Annotated in this window: 19 protein-coding genes; 11 read left to right on the forward strand and 8 right to left on the reverse strand. The window is 60.4% G+C overall.

All coding sequences use genetic code 11. From position 1 onward, the window contains the following. The first annotated feature begins 72 nt into the window (after nt 1-72). Nucleotides 73-2,478: an ATP-binding protein gene (locus tag ABYA88_RS06440; protein WP_373186150.1), complete on the forward strand. Its 2,406-nt coding sequence runs from the start codon at nt 73-75 to the stop codon at nt 2,476-2,478. Between the two features lie 20 nt (nt 2,479-2,498). Here ABYA88_RS06440 and ABYA88_RS06445 read toward each other — a convergent pair whose 3' ends face one another. Together ABYA88_RS06445 and msrB are read right to left on the reverse strand one after the other, a co-directional pair. Then, on the reverse strand, nt 2,499-3,008 hold the full coding sequence (locus ABYA88_RS06445) for a glutathione peroxidase (RefSeq protein WP_373186151.1): 510 nt from the start codon (nt 3,006-3,008) through the stop codon (nt 2,499-2,501). Between the two features lie 24 nt (nt 3,009-3,032). Next, nucleotides 3,033-3,428, reverse strand: coding sequence for a peptide-methionine (R)-S-oxide reductase MsrB (gene msrB / locus ABYA88_RS06450; protein WP_373186152.1), 396 nt, complete (start codon nt 3,426-3,428; stop codon nt 3,033-3,035). A gap of 99 nt (nt 3,429-3,527) precedes the next feature. Here msrB and ABYA88_RS06455 point away from each other — a divergent pair, with 99 nt between their 5' ends. The 3 genes from ABYA88_RS06455 to htpX all read left to right on the forward strand — a co-directional run bounded on the left by ABYA88_RS06455 (nt 3,528) and on the right by htpX (nt 6,233). Then, nucleotides 3,528-4,739, forward strand: a complete 1,212-nt coding sequence (locus tag ABYA88_RS06455) for a pyridoxal phosphate-dependent aminotransferase (RefSeq protein WP_373186154.1) — start codon at nt 3,528-3,530, stop codon at nt 4,737-4,739. 26 nt (nt 4,740-4,765) lie between these two features. Continuing rightward, a complete protein-coding gene (locus tag ABYA88_RS06460; RefSeq protein WP_373186155.1) occupies nt 4,766-5,188 on the forward strand; it encodes a hypothetical protein in 423 nt (140 codons plus the stop codon). Between the two features lie 157 nt (nt 5,189-5,345). Further along, the gene (gene htpX / locus ABYA88_RS06465) at nt 5,346-6,233 is read left to right on the forward strand and encodes a protease HtpX (protein WP_373186156.1); all 888 of its coding nucleotides are present in this window, start codon (nt 5,346-5,348) and stop codon (nt 6,231-6,233) included. Between the two features lie 95 nt (nt 6,234-6,328). On the opposite strand, the gene ABYA88_RS06470 is transcribed toward htpX, so the two are convergent. From ABYA88_RS06470 to ABYA88_RS06480, 3 genes are read right to left on the reverse strand one after another with little or no spacing between them, the layout of a single operon-like run. Then, nucleotides 6,329-7,465 carry an ATP-NAD kinase family protein gene (locus ABYA88_RS06470; protein WP_373186158.1) on the reverse strand — a complete coding sequence of 379 codons (1,137 nt, stop codon included), beginning with the start codon at nt 7,463-7,465 and terminating at the stop codon, nt 6,329-6,331. After that, the gene (gene pdxB, locus ABYA88_RS06475; RefSeq protein ID WP_373186159.1) at nt 7,462-8,613 is read right to left on the reverse strand and encodes a 4-phosphoerythronate dehydrogenase PdxB; all 1,152 of its coding nucleotides are present in this window, start codon (nt 8,611-8,613) and stop codon (nt 7,462-7,464) included. Before pdxB ends, ABYA88_RS06470 begins: the two co-directional genes overlap by 4 nt. Next, entirely contained in the window at nt 8,597-9,145 is a 549-nt protein-coding gene (locus tag ABYA88_RS06480) for an elongation factor P hydroxylase (protein WP_373186160.1), read from the reverse strand. The genes pdxB and ABYA88_RS06480 overlap by 17 nt, the downstream gene beginning before the upstream one ends. Before the next feature lie 63 nt (nt 9,146-9,208). Here ABYA88_RS06480 and ABYA88_RS06485 point away from each other — a divergent pair, with 63 nt between their 5' ends. Continuing rightward, a complete protein-coding gene (locus ABYA88_RS06485) occupies nt 9,209-10,615 on the forward strand; it encodes an MATE family efflux transporter (protein WP_373186161.1) in 1,407 nt (468 codons plus the stop codon). Between the two features lie 66 nt (nt 10,616-10,681). Continuing rightward, complete coding sequence (locus ABYA88_RS06490; RefSeq protein ID WP_373186163.1) at nt 10,682-11,761, forward strand: DUF3080 family protein; 1,080 nt, start codon at nt 10,682-10,684, stop codon at nt 11,759-11,761. Nucleotides 11,762-11,765: 4 nt separating this feature from the next. On the opposite strand, the gene tusA is transcribed toward ABYA88_RS06490, so the two are convergent. Next, nucleotides 11,766-12,005 (reverse strand): sulfurtransferase TusA, encoded by a 240-nt coding sequence (tusA, locus tag ABYA88_RS06495; RefSeq protein ID WP_373186165.1) that lies wholly within the window; start codon nt 12,003-12,005, stop codon nt 11,766-11,768. A gap of 143 nt (nt 12,006-12,148) precedes the next feature. Here tusA and ABYA88_RS06500 point away from each other — a divergent pair, with 143 nt between their 5' ends. Continuing rightward, nucleotides 12,149-12,433 (forward strand): antibiotic biosynthesis monooxygenase, encoded by a 285-nt coding sequence (locus tag ABYA88_RS06500; RefSeq protein WP_373186166.1) that lies wholly within the window; start codon nt 12,149-12,151, stop codon nt 12,431-12,433. Between the two features lie 32 nt (nt 12,434-12,465). Here ABYA88_RS06500 and rlmM read toward each other — a convergent pair whose 3' ends face one another. Next, a complete protein-coding gene (gene rlmM / locus ABYA88_RS06505) occupies nt 12,466-13,551 on the reverse strand; it encodes a 23S rRNA (cytidine(2498)-2'-O)-methyltransferase RlmM (protein WP_373186167.1) in 1,086 nt (361 codons plus the stop codon). 39 nt (nt 13,552-13,590) lie between these two features. Continuing rightward, nucleotides 13,591-15,933 carry a 5-methyltetrahydropteroyltriglutamate--homocysteine S-methyltransferase gene (gene metE, locus ABYA88_RS06510; RefSeq protein ID WP_373186168.1) on the reverse strand — a complete coding sequence of 781 codons (2,343 nt, stop codon included), beginning with the start codon at nt 15,931-15,933 and terminating at the stop codon, nt 13,591-13,593. Nucleotides 15,934-16,047: 114 nt separating this feature from the next. Between metE and ABYA88_RS06515 the strand changes: the two genes are divergently transcribed. The 4 genes from ABYA88_RS06515 to ABYA88_RS06530 all read left to right on the forward strand — a co-directional run bounded on the left by ABYA88_RS06515 (nt 16,048) and on the right by ABYA88_RS06530 (nt 21,028). Beyond that, nucleotides 16,048-16,977: a LysR substrate-binding domain-containing protein gene (locus ABYA88_RS06515; protein WP_373186169.1), complete on the forward strand. Its 930-nt coding sequence runs from the start codon at nt 16,048-16,050 to the stop codon at nt 16,975-16,977. Between the two features lie 139 nt (nt 16,978-17,116). Further along, nucleotides 17,117-18,982 (forward strand): carboxylesterase/lipase family protein, encoded by a 1,866-nt coding sequence (locus ABYA88_RS06520; protein WP_373186170.1) that lies wholly within the window; start codon nt 17,117-17,119, stop codon nt 18,980-18,982. 288 nt (nt 18,983-19,270) lie between these two features. Continuing rightward, nucleotides 19,271-20,140: an alpha/beta hydrolase gene (locus ABYA88_RS06525; protein WP_373186171.1), complete on the forward strand. Its 870-nt coding sequence runs from the start codon at nt 19,271-19,273 to the stop codon at nt 20,138-20,140. Between the two features lie 129 nt (nt 20,141-20,269). Further along, on the forward strand, nt 20,270-21,028 hold the full coding sequence (locus ABYA88_RS06530; protein ID WP_373186172.1) for an SDR family oxidoreductase: 759 nt from the start codon (nt 20,270-20,272) through the stop codon (nt 21,026-21,028). The last annotated feature ends 121 nt before the right edge of the window (nt 21,029-21,149 follow it).

The raw sequence follows: 21,149 nt of genomic DNA on the forward strand, positions 1-21,149 counted from the left end.
GCCATGCACTGGGCGGACTCTCCAGCGGGAGTTGCGCTAACATGCACAGTAGGCCACTGCGGCAGAACACTAATGAACATCCGCTTTACCGACCGCCTTTCCTTCAAGCAGACCCGCCTGGGGGTGTTGGCTGCATTCATTCTCGGCACGTTGCTGGGCTTGGTGCAGGTAATAGTCGACTACCATGCGCAGAATGCAGCGATTGACGAGGAAGTCCGCGCGCAGATCAACGTAAGCCTCGGTCCCGCCTCGCGCATCGCCTATAACATTGATACCGAGCTCGCCCTGGAGCTGGTCAATGGTCTTCTGAAAGCGCCTCCGGTGGTCCGCGCAGAGATCATCGACAATAACGCGATTGCCCTGGCCAGCGTCAGCCGGCCCATGGCCAGCAGCCCCTACCGCGCCGTCAGCGATGCACTTTTCGACCGTCGCCGCACCTATTCGCAGCCGTTGTACGTCAACCACTCTCCAAATGAATTGCTGGGATACCTGGTTATCGAGGTGGACACGTTCCACCAGGGCGCCAACTTCCTGCGCCGCGCGGGCCTGACCATGCTCTCGGGGTTCATTCTGAGCTTGATCCTTTCGCTGGTACTGATGGTGCTGTTCTACGGCATGCTGACCAAGCCGCTGGTGCGCCTGATTGATGACCTGCTGAACATGAAGACCGGGGACGACGACCGTAGCCGCCTGCCCTGTCCTGCTGATCATGAACGCGACGAAATCGGCGCCCTGGTCGAGGTAATCAACCGGCAGCTGCAAAGCATTGATGTGAACATGCGGCAGAAACTGCGTGCCGAGGAGCGCTTGCGCCAGTATCTGGAAGAGCTGGAGATCATTGTTGAGGCGCGTACCACAGAGCTGCAGGAAACAAACGCCCAGCTGCGTCGCTCGAATCGCGACCTGGAAAGCTCACGCGAGGAAGCCCTGAGCATGGCGCGTGCCCGCTCCTCCTTTCTCGCCAGCATGAGCCATGAGATTCGCACGCCGATCAACGGGCTGCTGGGCATGATCGGTCTGACCCTCGACAGCCCGCTGAGCAACGAGCAGCGTCAGCAACTAACGATCGCATACGACTCCGGCAAGGTGCTGGTCGCGCTACTCAACGACATCCTCGACCTGTCCAAATTTGAAGCAGGCAAGCTGCAACTGGAGCAGATCCCCTTCGATCTCGGCGCCCTGCTGGAGGACACCGCCAGCCTGTTATCGCAGAACGCCGGCAAGCGTGAGGTCGAGCTTACCTGCCGCATAGATCCTTTGTTGCCGGGGCTGGTGACCGGAGATCCGACTCGCATCCGGCAAATTGTCAGCAACCTGCTTTCCAATGCGCTTAAATTTACCGAGCAGGGCCACGTCAACCTCCGGCTGGACCTCGAGCCGGCACTGTCAAGCGGTCACCAGGTACGTATCACCGTGCGCGATACCGGCATCGGTATTGCACAGGACGCCCTCAAGAGTATTTTCTCGCCGTTTACCCAGGCCGATCCGCAAATTTCCCGACGTTTCGGCGGAACCGGCCTGGGGCTAGCCCTGTGCAAGAGCATGACCGACGCGATGGATGGTGAACTGGAGGTAGAGTCGCGCCACGGCGAGGGGAGCACTTTTACCGTTACGCTGCCGATAAAGCTGCATCAACCGGAGCCCACCTACCAGTATCCTCGGCGTTGTCGTGCGATGATCTGGAACCGGGCCGGCAAACTGCAGGGACAGGTACTGCTAGAGCTGCTGCGCCATTGGAAGATCGATTGCGAGCTAAATGAATATACCGACGAAACCATGCACGAGGCGCAACCGGGAGACGCCGATCTCTGGCTGCTGGACAGCGCCAGTCTTGCGCAGGCCATACGCGACCGGCAACCGGGCATACCCCGGCTGCTGATCTGCCCCTACCCTGACCAGTTGACTGCCGACACAGCCCGCAGCATGGGCATCTGCGAACAGGTCGCCAGCCCGCCACCGCGGGTACGTCTGGCCGGTGCAATCGATCGCTGCATGGGTTTTGCCGAGGAGGTCGACGAATCCCTCTCCAGTGCACCCGCACCTACAGGCCAGCGCATTCTACTGGTCGAAGACAACAGCGTTAACCAGTTGGTGGCACGGGGCATGCTGACGCGTCTGGGTTACGAGGTGGAAATCGCCGAACAGGGTGAGGCGGCCCTGGCCCGGTTGGAGCGGGAGGATTTCGATCTGGTACTGATGGACTGCAACATGCCGGTTATGGACGGTTACGAGACCAGCCGACGCATGCGCGCGGATCCACGCTGGCAGGACATCCCCATCATTGCCCTGACTGCCAATGCGCTGCACGAGGATCGCCAGCGCTGCGAAGAGGCCGGCATGAACGACTACCTGGCCAAGCCGTTCAAGCGCGAAGATCTGCAGGCACTGATGAACAAGTGGCTGGAGCCTTCAACACGGACTCAGCCTTCAGCGGGAATTGAGCCCCCAGCCGGACCCGGCGCTCCGACCGAAGACTGAGCGCTCGCCCCGGCCGTCTCTCAGCGCAATAATGCCTCTATGTCCGCAGCCATATCAGCGGGCGCAGTCGAGGGAGCATAACGGCCGATCACCCTGCCCTCTCCATCGATCAGAAACTTGGTGAAGTTCCATTTGATCCCCTTGCTTCCAAGCAGGCCTGGAGCATCGCTCTTGAGCTTCTGGAACAGCGGATGGGCATCACTGCCGTTAACCTCAACCTTGGCAAACAGCGGGAAGCTGACGCCGTAGTTTGTGTCGCAGAACTCAGCGATCTCCTGCTCGCTTCCCGGCTCCTGGGCGCCGAACTGATTGCACGGAAATCCGGCAACTTGCAGCCCCTGGTCACGGTAGCTTTGCCACAGCGCCTCGAGCCCTTTGTACTGCGGGGTGAATCCGCATTTGCTGGCGGTATTGACCACCAGATAGGCCTTGCCGCCAAGCTCCGCCAATGTGGTTTCGCGGTTATCGATGCGGGTCACCGGGATCTGCAGCACATTACCCTGCGGCGCACTGTTCGATGTATCGGTCATGGCTATTGCTCCTTGTGTTGAGGTTCAGGGCCGCGGTTCGAGCCTGAGGGCGACCGAATTGATGCAGTAGCGCTGGCCGGTCGGCGGCGGCCCATCGGGAAACACATGCCCCAGATGCGAGTCGCAGCGGGCACAGAGTACTTCCGTGCGGTGCATGCCATGACTGAAATCCTCGACTTCGGTCACCGCCTCCTCGCGCACCGGCGCGTAATAGCTCGGCCATCCGCAACCGGCGTCAAACTGGGTTTCGCTGTCAAACAACTCGGCATCGCAGGCCACGCAGTGATAGCGGCCTGGTGTGGTATTGGCGTAGTAGGCGCCGGTAAAGGGGCGCTCGGTTCCCTTGAGCCGGCATACCTGGTACTGGTCGGCGTCGAGTTGCTCGCGCCAATCCTGTTCGCTCTTGGTGATCTTGTTCATGTCTACTCCTCGGGAGGTCGATAACGGACTTTCCCAGTCACGTCTGCACAACGTATGATGAGGGTTTTACGCCCATTCGCACAGCCCCAGGAAAGCACCATGCAGGTTAGCAAATCGCACAAGTTGGCCAATGTCTGTTATGACATCCGCGGGCCCGTTCTGCGTCACGCCAAACGCCTTGAAGAAGAAGGCCACCGGATCCTCAAGCTTAACATCGGCAATCCTGCACCGTTCGGCTTCGAGGCACCCGAGGAAATCCTCCAGGACGTCATCCTGAACCTGTCCACGGCGCAGGGCTACAGCGATTCCAAGGGGCTGTTTTCCGCACGCAAGGCGGTCATGCACTACACCCAGACCAAGAACATCCCGAATGTGAACATCGAGGATATCTATCTGGGCAACGGCGTTTCCGAGCTTATCGTGATGGCGATGCAAGCGCTGCTCAATAATGGTGACGAAGTGTTGATCCCCGCGCCGGATTATCCGCTGTGGACAGCAGCCGTGAGTCTCTCCGGTGGCAAGGCGGTGCATTACCTGTGCGACGAACAAGCCGACTGGTATCCGGATATCGAGGATATCCGCAGCAAGATCACCCCCAATACCCGAGCGATCGTGGTGATCAACCCCAACAACCCCACCGGGGCGGTGTATACCCGCGAGATGCTCGAGCAACTGGCCCAGGTTGCCCGCGAGCATGATCTGATCATGTTCGCCGACGAGATCTACGACAAGATCCTGTATGACGGCGTCGAGCACGATTCGGTGGCTGCGGTTGCCCCGGACCTGTTTTGCCTGACGTTCAACGGCCTGTCCAAGTCCTATCGCATCGCCGGCTTTCGCTCCGGCTGGCTGATCATCAGCGGCGCCAAGCACAAGGCGCAGAGCTACATCGAAGGCCTGGATATTCTCGCCTCCATGCGTCTGTGCGCCAACGTGCCGGCGCAGCATGCGATCCAGACAGCGCTGGGTGGTTATCAGAGCATCAACGATCTGATTCTGCCCGGTGGGCGGCTGCTTGAGCAGCGCGATATTGCCTGGGAACTGCTGAATGAAATCCCCGGCGTGAGTTGCACCAAACCCCAGGGCGCGCTGTATCTGTTCCCGAAACTCGATCCCAAGGTCTATCCGATCCACAACGACGAGAAAATGGTGCTGGATCTGCTGTTGCAGGAAAAGATCCTGGTCGTGCAGGGTACTGCATTCAACTGGCCGTGGCCGGATCACTTCCGCATCGTCTCGTTGCCGCGCAAGGATGATCTGGAAATGGCCATCGGCCGGATCGGCAAGTTCCTCAAGCATTATCGACAGTAACAGCGTTATCGTCAGCGGAGACACGCGTGGCCGACCTGCATATCGATGATTTCTATCATGACGTTGCCGGCATCCTGCTTGGCCTGTACAACAGCTTCCCGCGGCCGACCACGCTGTTTGTCGCGGATCTGATCGGCGAGCACGAGCCGGACGCCTTCGGCGTTCCCGCGCCGCGGCATCAGGCCTGCTTCAGTGCAATGCTCTGGCTGTCCGAAGAAGGCTTCCTGCGCTATACAGACGTAATACGACAGGAAGCAATTGACCAATGCTGCCTCACCGAGCGGGCCTTCGTGCTGCTCAGCAGTCCGGTAGAACAGATGCTCGATTCCAGTCTGCCCGCCAGCGTGGCCCGGCAACGTGCGACACTCGCCCAGCAGCTGCGCGATGCGCGCTCCAGCGGCTCATCCATTCGCATGGCTGAAACGGCCCATCTCTGTTTTATCCGATAGTCGGCACCCAGACCCTCGCTATTACGATTTGCAACAGACGGCCCATTGAAAGCCGCTGAAAAACACCCATTATTATCGCTCGAATATCCGGGTTATTGCCGCCGTTGGGAAGACGGAGGCAGTCATCCACCTGATCCTTTGAAGGAGACTGCAGTTCATGATGCGCATTGTTCTGTTCCTGGCGACCAACCTCGCTATTCTGCTGGTCGCCAGCCTTACGCTCAGCTTGCTGGGCATCGGTACCCGCGACGCCGCAGGCGGTATAAACCTGACCGGCATGCTGATCTTCTGTGCCCTGTTCGGTTTTGGCGGCGCCTTTATTTCCCTTTTTCTCTCCAAGTGGATGGCCAAACGTGGCACCGGCGCGCGGGTAATCGAAACGCCGCAGAACCGCCAGGAGCAATGGCTGGTCGATACTGTGGCGGCACTGGCCAAGCAGGCCAACATCGGCATGCCCGAGGTCGCCATATTCCCGTCGCGCGCGCCCAACGCGTTCGCCACCGGATGGAACCGCAACGCCTCCCTTGTTGCGGTATCCCAGGGCATGCTCGAGCGCTTCAGCCCGAATGAAGTGAAGGCAGTCATGGCCCACGAGATCGGTCACGTGGCCAATGGAGACATGGTCACGCTGACGTTAATCCAGGGTGTGGTGAATACCTTTGTGATGTTCTTCGCACGTATCATCGGCAGCTTCGTTGACCGAGTAATATTCAAGAACGAAGACGGTCCCGGCTTCGGCTTCATTATCGCGACCATCTTTGCCGAGATTGTTTTGGGCATTCTCGCCAGCATCATTGTCATGTGGTTCTCGCGCCAGCGCGAGTTCCGCGCCGACGCGGCCGCCGCCCAACTGGCCGGGGCCGGCAGCATGATCGCTGCACTGGAACATTTGCGCGCGGAGCAGGGTGTGCCGGTCGAGCTACCGGGAGAAATGACCGCCTTCGGCATCAACGGCGGCCTGCGCAAGGGCCTGGCAGCCCTGTTCATGACCCACCCGCCGCTGGAAGAGCGCATTGCCGCGCTGAAGACGGCGGGCTTCAGGTAAGCCAGCCAGACACTGCAAGCTGAAAAGCAAAAACCCCCGAAGCCTGAAGCTGCGGGGGTTTTTCTTTAGGGTCAGCGGTTAACTTGCGACCTCTTCTAGGCTCGCCAACTCGCCGGATACAGCATCTCCTCCCGATATCCACTCAACACCCGCCGCAACCCCGTGAGCTCCTGATCCAGCTCGGCGTCTCCGCTGTCGAGCAGGAAGGGTCTGCCATTCAGGGTCTTCAGCTTGGTCTTGGTGGCAACCACCAGCAGGTTGTCAGGCCCGGCGGCGCGCACCACCCGGGGGGATATCTGCTGGTTGCCGCGCCCGAGTATGTGTCCCTGGCCGCCGATAGCAGTCACCAGAATGCGCCATTCGCCGCCATCTTGCAGTAGATCCCAGAGCTGCTGCTCAGTCGCATCTACCGCTAGCAGCTGCCCATCGCGCAACACGTCCACGCCGAGCAGTGTGCCCTCCAGCCCCATGGCTTCCAGCAGACCCAGGTTGGTGGAACCGGGCCCCATGATCCAGCCGATCTGCGGGTCCTCTTCCTGCAGCCAGGCGGCAATATCGTCGAGCACCAGGGTTTCGGTTTCTCGCCCCCCCTGCTTCACCTGTTGCACAAAGCGGCCCTCCTCGGGGATCGCGAGCTCGCCAAAATGCCGGGTACGCACCTTGCCCTGGCGAAACGCTTCCTCGTCGATGTCGCGCACCTCGGCTTCACCCAGGCGCACGAGCTCGCCACGCACCAGCAGCGAGACCAGCTCGCCCGCCGCACGAGGATTGACCGCGTACACACCCGAATGAATCTTCACTCCAGCAGGAATGCCCAGTACCAGTTGGCCTGGCGGGATAGCGCTGCAGATATCCCGCGCGGTGCCGTCACCCCCGGCGAACAGCAACAGGTCGATGCCCGAGCCGACCAGCTCGACCGCCAGGCGGCGCGTGTCCGCAGCACTGGTGCGCTCGCTATCCAGCGACCCGATAACCTGATGATCAAACCCCATCTCATCTGCCAGTACCGCGCCCATGTTGCCCGGCGCTGCGAGAAACTCGATGCGGTCGGCATACGGGAGCACTTCGGTCAGGGCCTGTCGCACCCGTTCGATGGCGAGCGGCTTGATGCCCATCGCCAGCGCCTGGTCGGCGACATTGTCCGATCCCTTAAGAGCTGCCTGGCCGCCCAGCCCAGCCAACGGGTTGATAACCAGACCAATACGGAAACGCTGGTTGGGTAACTCGGTCATCGGACTGTAAACCCCGCGGCCAGTAGCAGGGCATGTGAATCGGCGGGCAACGCCTTTTCGCCAGTGATCTGCAGCAAGCTTGCTTCGCGGCGCAGCGGATACTGCTTGCGCAATGCGTCGAACCCGGCGCGCCGTTGCGCCTGGAAGTTCGCATCTCGAAGCATGCTGCGCATCCGGGCGTCATCATCGCGCACGTCGTAAACCCAGCGCAGCGCGCGCGCCAGCAACCACTCGGCGGGCGCCCCTGAATGCACCTGCAGGGCTGCCTCTCCCGCGTGCGGCGCCAGCACGGCCAGCTGCTGTTCGGCAGGCTGATTGAGAAAATCACAGAAAGCGGAATAAATCATCGCAGTGCCGCGCAGCTTGCCGTCCAGGCTATAACCGGCAATATGCGGGGTGGCCAAAGCGCAGAGGTGCGCCAGGTCCGGATCGACCTCCGGCTCGTGCTCCCACACATCCAGTACTACCTGCAAATCCGAGCGCGAGCGCAGCACCTGCGCCAGCGCCTGATTGTCGACTACCGGGCCGCGGCTGCTGTTGATCAGCCAGGCGCCTTTGCCCAGCGCCTGCAGGCGTGATCGATCAAACAGATGAAAGGTCGGATGCCCACCTTCGCGAGTCAACGGCACATGGCAACTGACCACATCGGCCCCGGCAATCAACTGGTCGAGATCGACCAGCCCGGATTCTCCCGATTCGGCCAGCAGTGGATCGCAACGCAGACAACGCACACCCAGCGCCTCCAGAGTGGTGACCAGCCGGCTGCCCACCTCACCCACCCCGACCACCCCGACCGTCTTGCCGCGCCAGGGCTCACCTGTGCGCTCGGACAACGCCAGCAGACAGCTGAGTACATATTCCACCACGCCGCGGGCATTGCAGCCGGGAGCGCTGGCAACCGTTATTCCCGCGGCAGCGATTCCCGGCAGGTCCAGATGATCGGTACCAATGGTACAAGTGCCGACAAAACGCACCGGGGTATCTGCCAGCAGCTGGGCGGAAACCTGGGTAACCGAGCGCACCAGCAGGACATCCGCACCTGCCAGCGCCTGCTTGTCTATCTGCCGACCCGGCAGGCGGCAGATCTCGCCGAAGGATCCGAAAAAGCCGTCAAGCAGCGGGATATTTTCATCAGCAACTATGCGCATTGGACACCTCCTTTAGGGCGCCGGGCATCAAACTGGTATTCGGACAATAGTAGTCGAGCAGCGCCCGAACAAACCGGCCGGGACGCTCGGGCAAACCCGTGGCCAGATATCGATTACGCTGCCATTGCACTGCACTGATGAAAGGCTGCGGATCGGTTGGCTCGCCTCCGAGGTTATCCAGACTGACACTGAACCTGTGTCCTGCAGCCTCGCAGAACAGCTGTTCCAGTGCCTGAGGTTTGATCTCCACCTGCTCGAACGCCCGTTGCTGCTCAGCACTGCGGCCGTCGGGCGCGTACCAATAGCCAAAGTCGGCAAGTTGGCGCCGCTGTGCACCGGCCACGCACCAGTGGGCGACCTCGTGCAGGGCGCTGCGAAAATAGTCACGGGTAAAAATGATTCGGTGTTGCGGGCGATTTTCATCCGCCGGCAGGTATTCAGGCTCGGCTGCGCCACCCAGCAGAACGGTGTTGTAGTCGCCGGAAAAACAGGCGTTGAATATGCGGATCAGATCCTGACAATCGTGATTCATGGACGGCTGGACAATGTCGGGCAAGTTGTTAGGATGAGGCGCTTTTCCTCGGACTAACCGGCTATGACCAGCAGCGAATCCGGCACCTACAGGCGCCGCAGTGTAACAGAATTGCGCTCCCTGATATGGCTGGCCCTGCCGATCATCGCGGCGCAGATGTCGCATACCCTGCTTGGCTTCGTCGACGCCGCAATGGCCGGGCGCTTGAGCGCCGTCGACCTGGCGGCAGTGGCACTGGGCAATGCGTTCTGGGTGCCTACCTTCCTGTTCCTGACCGGCGTGCTGATGATCGTTACCTCCAAGGTGGCGGCGGCCAATGGCAGCGGCCATCTGGGCGATGCCGGCAGCCTGGTGCGCCAGGGTGCCTGGCTGGGTCTGAGCATCGGCTGTCTGAGCGCGCTTTTTCTCTGCTCCGTGGAACCCGTCATGCACTGGATGGAGGTAGAGCCGCGGCTGATTCCAGTCACCGTCGACTACCTGATCGCTGTCGCCATCGGCTTTCCTGCCGTTGCCCTGTTCCAGGCATTGCGCGGGCTGACCGATGGGATGTCGCAAACCAAACCGACCATGCTGATCGGTTTTCTCGGCCTGGCCCTGAACGTACCGGCCAATTACGTGCTGGTCTACGGCAAGCTGGGTTTTCCGCAGATGGGAGCGGTGGGCTGCGGTGTAGCAACCGCCCTGGTGATGTGGTTCATGCTCGGCTGCATGCTGGTATATCTCAAGCGTTCCAGCCTGTACGCCGCAACGGGTCTGTTCTCACGTTTCGAGTGGCCGCACTGGCCCGTGCAACGGCATCTGCTGGGGCTTGGATTGCCGATCGGCATGGCGCTGTTCGCTGAAACCAGCATGTTCTGTGTGATCGCCCTGCTGATCGGTGGTCTCGGCGCCATCGTCGTCGCCGGACATCAGATCGCAATGAACTTCTCGTCGCTGACCTTCATGGTCCCCTTCAGCCTGGGGCTGGCGATAACCGTGCGCGTCGGGCACAACCTGGGGCTCAACGGCGCGCGCGCCGGCCTGTTTGCGGCAAAGATGGGCCTGGCAGTCGCGCTGGTTTTCGCCATAATTGCGGCCTCGATCATGCTTGGTCTGGCGGAATGGATACCGCTGATGTACACCGACAATCCGCAGGTAATCGCACTGGCGACCCAACTGTTCTTCTATGCCGCGCTGTATCAGTTCTCAGATGCGATTCAGGTGGCTTGCGCCGGCGCATTGCGCGGCTATCAGGACACGCGCCTGCCGATGGTGCTGACGATGACGGCCTACTGGGCTATCGGCCTGCCCAGTGGCTACGTGCTCGGGCTGACCGATCTCTACGGTCCAGCGCGCGGCCCGGTAGGTTTCTGGCAAGGACTGATCATCGGGCTTACCGCCGCGGCAATATTCCTCTCATTTCGATTGGCCTGGGTCAGCAGTGAGCGCAAGCGCCAACAGCCCTGGGGCAGTGCCGGAAAACTCGGGTAACGGCTAGCGTCGGTGCGGGCTGGCACAGCATGGCATAATCGGCTTACCCCCTTGCGAGGAGTATCGATGCGAGCGCTACTGACAGTCATCGGTTTGTCTCTGGTACTGGCTGGCTGTGAGCGTTCACCGCCCGCCACAGGGCAAATGGACAACTACCTGGAACGACTCGGCCGCGTGCTCGATCATGAGCCCGCCGCCTACGACGTCACACAGTTGAGCCGCTACCGGCTGCCCGAACGCCGCGAAAGGCTGCTCGAAGTAGCACCCATGCGCATCAGCCTGATTGAGCTACTGGTCGATACGCGCCGCTGCAAGCCCCTGCAGCAAAGGGTCAGCGAACGTAACAGCATTCTGGGCAAAGTCATGCCCTGGTCCCATCGCCTGGCATTCGAAGGCGAGCTGATCCGCGCCATCGAGGCCTGCATCGTCACGGTCAGCGACGACCCCGACCGCACGGAGCTGACCACAGAGCTGGAGCAACTGGTCGAGGAAAAACGCGCCCAACTACCAGCGGTGTTCTGGAATGCGCTGAACGCCAGTGAAGAGTTCGAGTATTACCTGAGATTCGCCAGCGAGCCGCTGCCGATCCAGGACCAGCCACTTGAAGATCGCCAGGGTGTACTGGCTCTTGGCGCGCTGGCGGGCATCGGCCGCGCCCTGCCCGGGCAACTGCCACCTGCCAGATCCGAACTGGAGGCGCATTTTCAGGCATTGCACCAGAGCGAGCGCAGCAGTCAGTTGATCCACAGCCTGAGTCGCCTTACGCATACCCTGGAACAGGCCAACAGCATGCTCGCCAGCCCGGCGGCGCGTCAGCTCTGCCCGCTGGGCACGCCGAACTCGCGTTCGCGCATTCTGCTCAACGTCTTCGTGCTTTTCTACGCTAGTGAAATCCAGCCCTACATGGCGCAAATACAGCGCCTGGGCGAACCCTGGCAACAGAACATCAGCGCACTGGCGGGCGTACCTGCCATTCCTGCTGCAACCAATGAGTATCTGCAATCGCTGGTCGGCAGCGAGCAATCCCTGTGGCAGCGATATCAACAACAGATAGCCGCTCACAGCAAGGGTTGGCAGGAGGTCCTAGGGGCTTGCCAGATGCGTCCAGGCCAACCGGGCTGGCAATCTGCGCCACCTGAAGCCTGAGAACTCAGGCCTGCTTGCGGATCAGGTAGCGATATATCCCCTCGTTCTCGCCCTGCTCGACCAGCTCATGGCCGAGAAAGCTGCAGAACCGGGGAATGTCGCGTTGCGTGGAGGGATCGGTCGCCAGCACTTCAAGGAGATCGCCACCGTCGATGTCGCGTACCGCGTTGTGCAGCAACATCACCGGTTCGGGACACATGAGCCCGCTGGTATCGAGCTGCCTGGGGGAAGTTGTCTGGGTCATGGTCAGCCTGCCAGATAAAATACCATTATCCGCAAAAGCGCCAGCCCTTGCCAGCAGCGCCGCGAGCACCGAAACTATACGCATAAACAGATGACAGAAGCGTCAACCAAGACGCCATAGAAACCCGTATCAAGGATTATTTGATGATCAAAGTACTGATCGAACGCATTATTGCCGAGGGTCTTGAGCAGCCCTACGAAGAAGCTGCACGCAAGATGATCCAGCGCGCCATCCAGTCTCCTGGATTCATTTCCGGGGAGTCATTCCGCGACCTGGAACGTCCCAACCATCGCATCGTCATGGTCACCTGGCAGAACCGCCACTCCTGGGAGCGGTGGGAGCGCTCCCAGGCGCGCGCCGAAAGCATCAGCGCCTTCGCGCCGATGCTGCAGGAAGAGGAACGCATCACCCTGCTCGAGCCGCTCTAGCCGTTATCAAACAGAGGGGATACCGCGGGCTATCAGTTCAGTGTCTGAATCTTGAAACTGCCCGCGTGCAGCACTCGCACGTGGCAGGTGACTTCCTCGCGGTCGCTATATAGCTGCTTGCACGAGATCGACGCCTTGATACCGGCCGCATCCAGATCGGCCTGCACGTGTTCGATACACCGCATGACTTCCTGATACCGCTGCTTCATCGGCAACTTGAAGTTGATGATCGCCTCCCGACACCAGCCACGCCCGACCCAACGCCCCAGCAGGGCACTGGAACGCGCCGGTTTGTCGACGATATCGCAGACCATCCAGTGCACGGTTTTCTTCGGCTTGAACAGATAGCCATCGGCCTGGATATGCTCGACCTGCCCGCTGTCCATCAGGCTTGGCGCCATCGGGCCGTTATCCACTGCAATCACATCCATGTGGCGATTGACCAGCTGCCAGGTCCAGCCACCGGGTGCCGCGCCCAGATCCACAGCGGTCATGCCCGGAGCCATCCGGCTGTCCCATTCGTCCCGTGGAACGAAGTGGTGCCACGCCTCCTCCAGCTTCAGCGTCGAACGACTGGGTGCATCGCGCGGCACTTTCAGCCGTGGTATGCCCATCGGCCAGGGCGCAGCATTGTTCGCCCACGACCAGCCGACGAATACACGCTGGCCACTCTCGAAACACAGATGCAGACGCGGCGCATCGGTTTTCGCCGGACGCACGAAACGGGTCTTGGTCAGCGCCGATTCCAGCGGGCGCGACAGCTTCTTGGTCAAGGCCGCCATGGCCTTGCCATCGTTGGTGTCGGCGGTCTCCAGCCAGACGGTCGAGGCAATAGGCCCCTTGGAACAGGCGGTGATGATTGGCGAGATGCGATCTTCCACCGGCACGTCCAGCCAGTCTCCCAGAGCCCACTGACGGGCAAAGATCAACTGGCGGAATTTAAGCCTGGTCATCAATTGCTCGGCGTCGCCTTCCTGCGGACAGACGAAGCGCACCAACGCGGAGCCTTCCTTGGTGATCGCATAGCCGGCAATGCCCATGGCACCCGACTGTTCCTGCATTTCTGCGGCCGCTTCACCCTCAAATCCGGGACGGCAGTGCAACAACAACTCGCGCATGTAAGGCTCCAGCAAAATGACCGGCCGCTACTTTACAGGCTACCCGGCAGACTGCGCCACCTGCTTGACCGCGTATTGCGACCGGGAGTCGGCCGCTGCCGCGGTCTCGTTGTCGCGCAACTGCCGGGTCGCTTCGATCATGGCCTCAAGCGCGGCGCGGGTTTCCGGCCAGCCGCGGGTCTTCAGCCCACAGTCGGGGTTGACCCACAGCCGCTCCGCCGGAATCACCCGCGCCGCCTTGCGCAGCAACCGAACGATCTCGGCCACCTCGGGTATCCGCGGTGAATGAATGTCGTACACCCCCGGACCGATTGCATTGGGATAGGCATAGCCGGAAAAGGCTTCGAGCAACTCCATGTCCGAGCGCGAGGTCTCGATCGTGATCACATCCGCATCCATATCGGCGATCGAATCAAGAATACCGTTGAACTCGCTGTAGCACATGTGCGTATGGATCTGCGTGGTGTCTTCCACTGCGCTGGCACTCAAGCGAAACACTTCGGCCGCCCAGTTCAGATAGTGCGGCTGCTGCGCAGCGCGCAATGGCAAGCCCTCCCGGAATGCCGGCTCGTCAATCTGGATGATGGCGATACCCGCCTGCTGCAGATCGACCACCTCATCGCGGATTGCCAGCGCCAGCTGTCGAGCGCTCAGTTCACGGCTGACATCCTCGCGCGGGAATGACCACATCAGCATGGTCACCGGGCCGGTCAGCATGCCCTTGACCGGTCTGTCGGTCAGGCTTTGTGCATAGGCTGCCCATTCCACGGTCATTGGCGCTGGCCGGCTGATATCGCCATAGATGATAGGTGGCTTGACGCACCGCGAGCCGTAACTCTGCACCCAGCCAAAGCGCGAGAAAGCATAGCCGGCCAACTGTTCGCCAAAATACTCGACCATGTCATTGCGCTCAGCCTCGCCGTGCACCAGCACATCGAGACCCAGAGCTTCCTGCTCGCGGATTACCCGCGCGATCTCGTCACGCATCTGCGCAACGTATTGCGCTTCATCAAGGCGGCCCTGCTTGAATGCCTGACGACTTGCGCGGATCTCGCTTGTCTGCGGGAAGGACCCGATGGTCGTAGTCGGCCAGGCCGGAAGACCCAGGCGTTGTTGCTGCACCGGGGCGCGCTGCACATAGGGTGCTGCTCTCTCGCTGTGCTGCGGACCGATCGCCGCCAGCCTCTGGCCCACTGCCGGATCATGAATACGGCGTGAGGCACTGCGGGCCCGCTGCAACGCATCGGATTCGGCCAGCGCGGCGCTGACATCTACCGCACCCGGCTCGTTGAGCGCTCGGCTCAGCAGCGAAACCTCATGTACCTTCTGGGCCGCAAAGGCCAACCAGCCGCGCAATTCCTCATCCAGTCTGTCCTCGCGCTGCAGATCCACCGGACTGTGCAGCAGGGAGCAGCTCGGCGCGACCCAGAGCAGTTCACCCCATCGCTCCTGCGCCTGACGCAGGGTGTCCAGTGCCTTGGTCAGGTCGCAGCGCCAGATATTGCGCCCGCTCACCACACCGAGCGACAGCACCTTATAGGCAGGCAGCCGGTCGAGCACCGCGAGCAACTGCTCCGGTGCGCGCACCAGGTCCACGTGCAGACCGTCCACCGGGAGGCTGCAGGCCAGACCCAGATTGTCCTCAAGACCGCCGAAGTAACTGGTCAGCAACTTTTTCAGCGGCGCATATTGCAGCCGGTTGTAAACGCTTTCATAGGCGGCTTTCCAGTCCGCCGGTAGATCCAGTACCAGCGCCGGCTCATCTATCTGCACCCATTCCACGCCCTGCTCGGCCAGGCGATTGAAAATATCGACATACACCGGCAGCAATTCTTCCAGCAGCTCCAGCTTGTCGAAGTCTTCGCCCTTGGTCTTGCCCAACCACAGATAGCTGACCGGACCCAGCACCACCGGCTTGACGTTGTGCCCGAGAGCGAGCGCTTCGTCGACCTCCTCGAACAGCTGGGTCCACTGCAGACTGAAAGACTGGCCGCGGGTAAATTCCGGCACCAGATAGTGGTAGTTGGTATCGAACCACTTGGTCATTTCGCAGGCAAAGGTCTGGGTACCGTTGCGGCTGACGCCACGGGCCATGCGAAACAGTGTATCCAGGTCCGGCGCGGCCCCGGTGCCAAAGCGTTCCGGTACCGCGCCGACCATCAGACTGTGGGTCAGTACCTGGTCGTACCAGGCAAAGTCACCCACCGGCAGCAGGTCCAGGCCCGAATCGCTTTGCAGGCGCCAGTGGCTTGCGCGCAGCTCGCGGCCCGCCTGCAGCAGCGCTTTCTGCTCGATTTTCCCGGACCAGAAGGCTTCCAGTGCCTTTTTCAGTTCGCGGTCGCGGCCAATGCGCGGAAATCCCAGATTGTGTGCCAATGCCATATCGCTCTCCATCGTGTTCGGTTTGTGGACGCTATGGTCTGGCCAGGCAAGAATTGAATCAAACTCATCCTGTTAATGTTAAACTTCGATTCTGCTCATGTTAGAGAATCAACCATGCTCGAGATACGTCACCTGCGCACCCTGGCCACGCTGCGCGAAGCCGAAAGCCTGGTGGAGGCCGCAGAGCGCCTGCATCTGACCCAGTCCGCCCTTTCGCACCAGATCAAGGATCTGGAGGAGCGGCTGGGTCTGCCGCTATTCGCACGCAAGAGCAAGCCGGTGCGCTTCACCAGCGCCGGGCTGCGTCTACTGCGCCTGGCGGACAACATCCTGCCGCAACTGCGTCAGGCTGAACGGGACCTGCAGCGTCTTGCTGGTGGCCAGGCCGGGCGACTGCACATGGCCATCGAATGCCACAGTTGCTTTCAATGGCTGATGCCCACCATCGATCAGTTTCGCAACACCTGGCCAGAGGTGGAAGTGGATTTCGCCTCGGGTTTTTTCTTCGCCCCGCTGCCCGCACTGGCGCGCGGTGAGCTGGATCTGGTGGTCACCTCCGATCCGCAGGAAATCCCGGGTATCAGCTACGTTCCGCTGTTCGCCTATGAGGCCATGCTGGCGATCAGCAACCAGCATCCGCTGATCAACTGCAACCATGTAGAAGCGGCAGACCTGAGGGATGAAACGCTGATCTGTTACCCGGTGGATCGCGATCGACTGGACATCTTCACGCAGTTTCTCGATCCGGCCGGCGTCGAGCCTGTCGCAACCCGCAACGCCGAACTTACGGTGATGATGATGCAGCTGGTCGCCTCTGGCCGCGGCGTCTGCTGCCTGCCCAACTGGGCAATGGCCGAGTACCTGCAGCGTGGTTATGTCAGCGCCCGGCCACTGGGAGCAGACGGTTTGTTCGGCACACTGTATGCCGCGGTGCGTAAGGACATGCTCGAGATGTCATACCTGCAGGACTTCCTGCTGACCGCCAAGGACATTTCTTTCGCAACGCTTGAGGGCGTGAGCGCCAAAATAAGCAAAAGAACATAATAGATATATCCACTGATTATGTCTCAACGCAGGAGCGTATTATTACCTCTATGCTGGATCAAGCTCGAGCACGCTCGGGCTCATAGGGCAAGTAGGCATGGCAGCCCATTAACAATAATAATTATCAAGGAAAGATCCAATGCGTTCTGGCGTCCAAATTACCCCTACCCTCGCACCGCTTTTCTCGCGTCCCGTCCTGAGTACCCTCGCCCTGGCAGTTGCGGGATCGCTCGCGCTGTCCGGCTGCCTGGGTGGCGGCGGCGGAAGCAGCAGCAATATCACCCCGGCCGGCCAGTTAAGCCTGGCCAATGGCTCTGTGCAAGGCATTGTCGAAGACGATGCACTGGTCTGGCATGGCCTGCCCTATGCACAACCTCCGATCGGTGATTTGCGCTGGCGTGCTCCGCAACCCGTCGAGAACTGGACCGGAGTGCGGGACGCCACCGAGCGTCATGCCGAATGTGTCCAGGCGGAAACCACAACCCAGTGGCAGCGGACCTCGAACATGGTCGGAAGCGAAGACTGCCTGATCGTCGATGTCTATCGTCCCAACCGCGCCGACTACCAGAACGAAAAGCTGCCGGTTTACGTATGGATCCATGGTGGCTCAAATAACTTCGGCACCGCCAAGCAGTACGATGGCCGCGCTCTGGTCGAGAACTCTGATGTCGTGATGGTCGTGCTGCAATACCGTCTCGGCCCGCTGGGCTGGTTCTTCCACCCCGATGTACAGACCGGCGGGGCCGATCCCGTGTCCGATTCGGGTAACTTCGGTACGATGGACACCGTTCAGGCGCTGAAATGGATTCAGGCCAACATCGCCGAGTTTGGCGGCGATCCGGATAACGTCACCATCACCGGTGAATCGGCCGGCGCGCACAACGTGCTCAACCTGATGGTTTCGCCCCAGGCAACTGGCGATCTGTTCCACCAAGCCGTATCGCAGAGTGGCGCGATGACCACGCGCAGCACCAACAGTGCTCGCGGCTCGGCCAACAGCCATATCGAATGGCTGATCCGCCTGATCGAAGATCGCAAGACGCCCAATAGCCCTATAACCGCAGCTGAAGCCACCCAGATGCGCAAGGACATGGAAGCTGCCGGCACCCTGAACACCTATTTGCGCGCAACCGAGGGGCGTGACCTGTATCAGGCCGTATTTAACTACAGTTCCTTGAGCTCATATGGTGCGATCGAGGACGGCACAGTGATCCCCGCTGGCGGCTGGATACCTGCCTTCACCAGTGGCAACTTCAATAACGTACCGGTCGTTCTCGGAGCAAACGAGTACGAGCAGAAGTCGTTCATGCCGCTGTACGGGGGTGCATTGAAAGGTGCTACCGGCACCATCCCTTCTGCGGCAGGCAAGAGCTGGCTCGACTTGCTCGACGTCGCCTTTACCGGCAACCAGACCCTGGACGAAGTGCTGCCAACGCAGAAGGACAAGGATACCTACGAGGTCACCGGTTATCACGGCGGTCGGGCGTGGCGAGCAAAGTATGTGGATGAGCTGGCTCGCCTGATCACCCAGCATCAGCCCAACACCTATGCTTATGACTTCCGCTGGGGTACACAGTCCGGCCCCTCGCCGTTCAACTTCATCTATGGCGCAGGTCACGCGGCGGAGATTTCATTCTTCCATGGGGCCGGAGAGGGTCTGTTCAGCCTGCCCTTCACCGAGCAGAACCGCCCCGGTCGGGAAGCGCTGCAGAACGCAATGATGGATTATCTCGCTGACTTTTCCAGAGGCGGCAATCCCAATGGCGAGTTCAGCCAGAACGAACTCGCCTGGCAGCCCTGGTCCAGTACAGCCGGAGCGGACAAGGTCATCGTTTTCGATGCCACCGATACCGCGACTGACATCAACATGTCCAATGAGGAGCTGACTCTCAACGGCGTCAATACTGCCTGGACAGCGGCCATGATCAATATAGGTCTCGGCCCGGTCGAGCAGGGTACATTGCGTGCCTTCTTCGGTCAGTCTCCCAATTACTCCAATCCCTGATACGCACTGGCCAGCCAGTCGCACCACCCAAAACGGGGCCTTCGGGCCCCGTTTCTCATGATGCAATTACAAAAAATGTCTCTCTTACTCGACTGATCGAGCTTCAATCTCGATTTGCAGGAAAAAGCTGACAATAAGACACATTTTAGACATATGTCTCGTTTTCCACCCGAATAGGCGAGTGTGACACACAACCTTCAGAACTATATTCAGTGTGCGTGGAGCCTGTCAGTCGGTGGATGCCAGAGGCTCATGACTTAAATAACAACAAACTGAAGAGAGATCACTATGAAAATGGCAACATTCAAACTGACCAGCCTCACCGCTGCCCTGTTGATGTCGACCAGCGTCATGGCATACACCCCGACCCCCGAGCCGACTCCCACTCCCCCTTCCGGCGGATCAGACTTCCCGTCCGTGTCTGACTTCAGCCGCTCCGGCCCGTTCGCCACAACCAGCGGCAACGAAGGTCCTAGCTGCACCGTTTATCGTCCTCGTACTTTGGGCGAAGAAGGTCGTCGCCACCCGATCATCATCTGGGGCAATGGTACCGGCAGCAGTCCGGGCACCTACGGCAGCCTGCTCAGCCACTGGGCGAGTCATGGCTTCGTAGTGGCTGCAGCGCGCACCTCCAACGCCGGTTCGGGTGAGGAGATGATTGATTGCCTGGACTACCTGGTGGAGCAGAACGGTCGCAGCTCTGGCACCTACGCTGGCAACCTGAACGTCAACAAGGTTGCTACAACGGGTCACTCCCAGGGTGGTGGCGGTTCCATCATGGCCGGCCGCGATGGTCGCGTGACTGTCACTGCACCCTTCCAGCCATACACCATTGGCCTGGGCCACCGCTCCAGCTCGCAGAGCCGTCAGAATGGTCCGATGTTCCTGATGACCGGTGGCCAGGACAGCATCGCTTCGCCGAACCTGAATGCCCGCCCGGTATTCAACAACGCCAACGTACCGGTCTTCTGGGGCGAGCGTACCAGCGCCAGTCACTTCGAACCTGTAGGTAACGGCGGCGACTACCGTGGTCCGTCCACCGCCTGGTTCCGCTACCACCTGATGAACGATGGCAACGCTGAGAGCACTTTCTACGGCAGCCGTTGCGGCCTGTGTACCGATTATCGCTGGGATGTTCAGCGTAAGGGCATCAACTGATCCGTTACACCTGATCAGGCAACAACTGGCGTAACACGCGCCAGCAATCGAAAGCCGGTTACTCCAGGGTAACCGGCTTTTTTGCATCTGCGCTATGCTGTGGCACCGACAATAGCCAGGGAAATAACAATGTCAGACCAACAACCCGTAGCCCTGATAACCGGCGCTGGCAGCGGAATCGGACGCGCCACAGCCCTTGCTCTGCTCAAGACCGGATATGCCGTCGTGTTGGCGGGCCGGCGTGAAGAACAACTGAACTCAACCGTCGAAGCGGCTGGTGAGCTGGCCGCGAACGCGTTGGCCGTGGTTACCGATATCCGTAAACCGGAGTCGGTCGAAGCGTTGTTTGCGGCCACGCGGCAGCGTTTTGGCAGGCTGGATATTCTGTTCAACAATGCCGGTACCGGAGCGCCGCCGGTTCCACTGGAAGATGTCAGTTTTGCCCAGTGGCAGGCCACGGTCGAGACCAACCTGACCGGCGCCTTTCTGTGTACTCAGCAAGCATTCAAGATCATGAAAAATCAGCAACCTATGGGCGGGCGGATCATCAACAACGGTTCGATCTCGGCCCACGCACCTCGACCCAACTCCGCGCCCTATACCTCGACCAAGCACGCGATGACGGGTCTGACCAAGTCTACGTCACTGGATGGCCGACGTTACAACATTGCCTGCGGACAGATCGACATTGGCAATGCGGCCACTGAAATGGCGGCGCCCATGCAGCGCGGCGTACCTCAGGCCAACGGTGACATAGCAGCCGAAGCGGTGATGGACGTCGAGCACGTGGCTCAGGCCGTGGTGCAGATGGCCAGCCTGCCGCTGGAGAGCAACATTCAGTTCATGACCATCATGGCCACGAAAATGCCCTTTATCGGACGCGGTTAACGCAATCGCCGCAACGAAAAAACGCACTGAAGTCGTTGGCTCCACTTAGCGTCCTCGGCGTAGCTCCGTCGCAACTCAGTGCCTTACAGGGCGCGATCACATTGGCGAACCCGCGCCAGAT

The organism is Halopseudomonas sp., assembly GCF_041579695.1.
Taxonomy (GTDB): Bacteria; Pseudomonadota; Gammaproteobacteria; order Pseudomonadales; family Pseudomonadaceae; genus Halopseudomonas.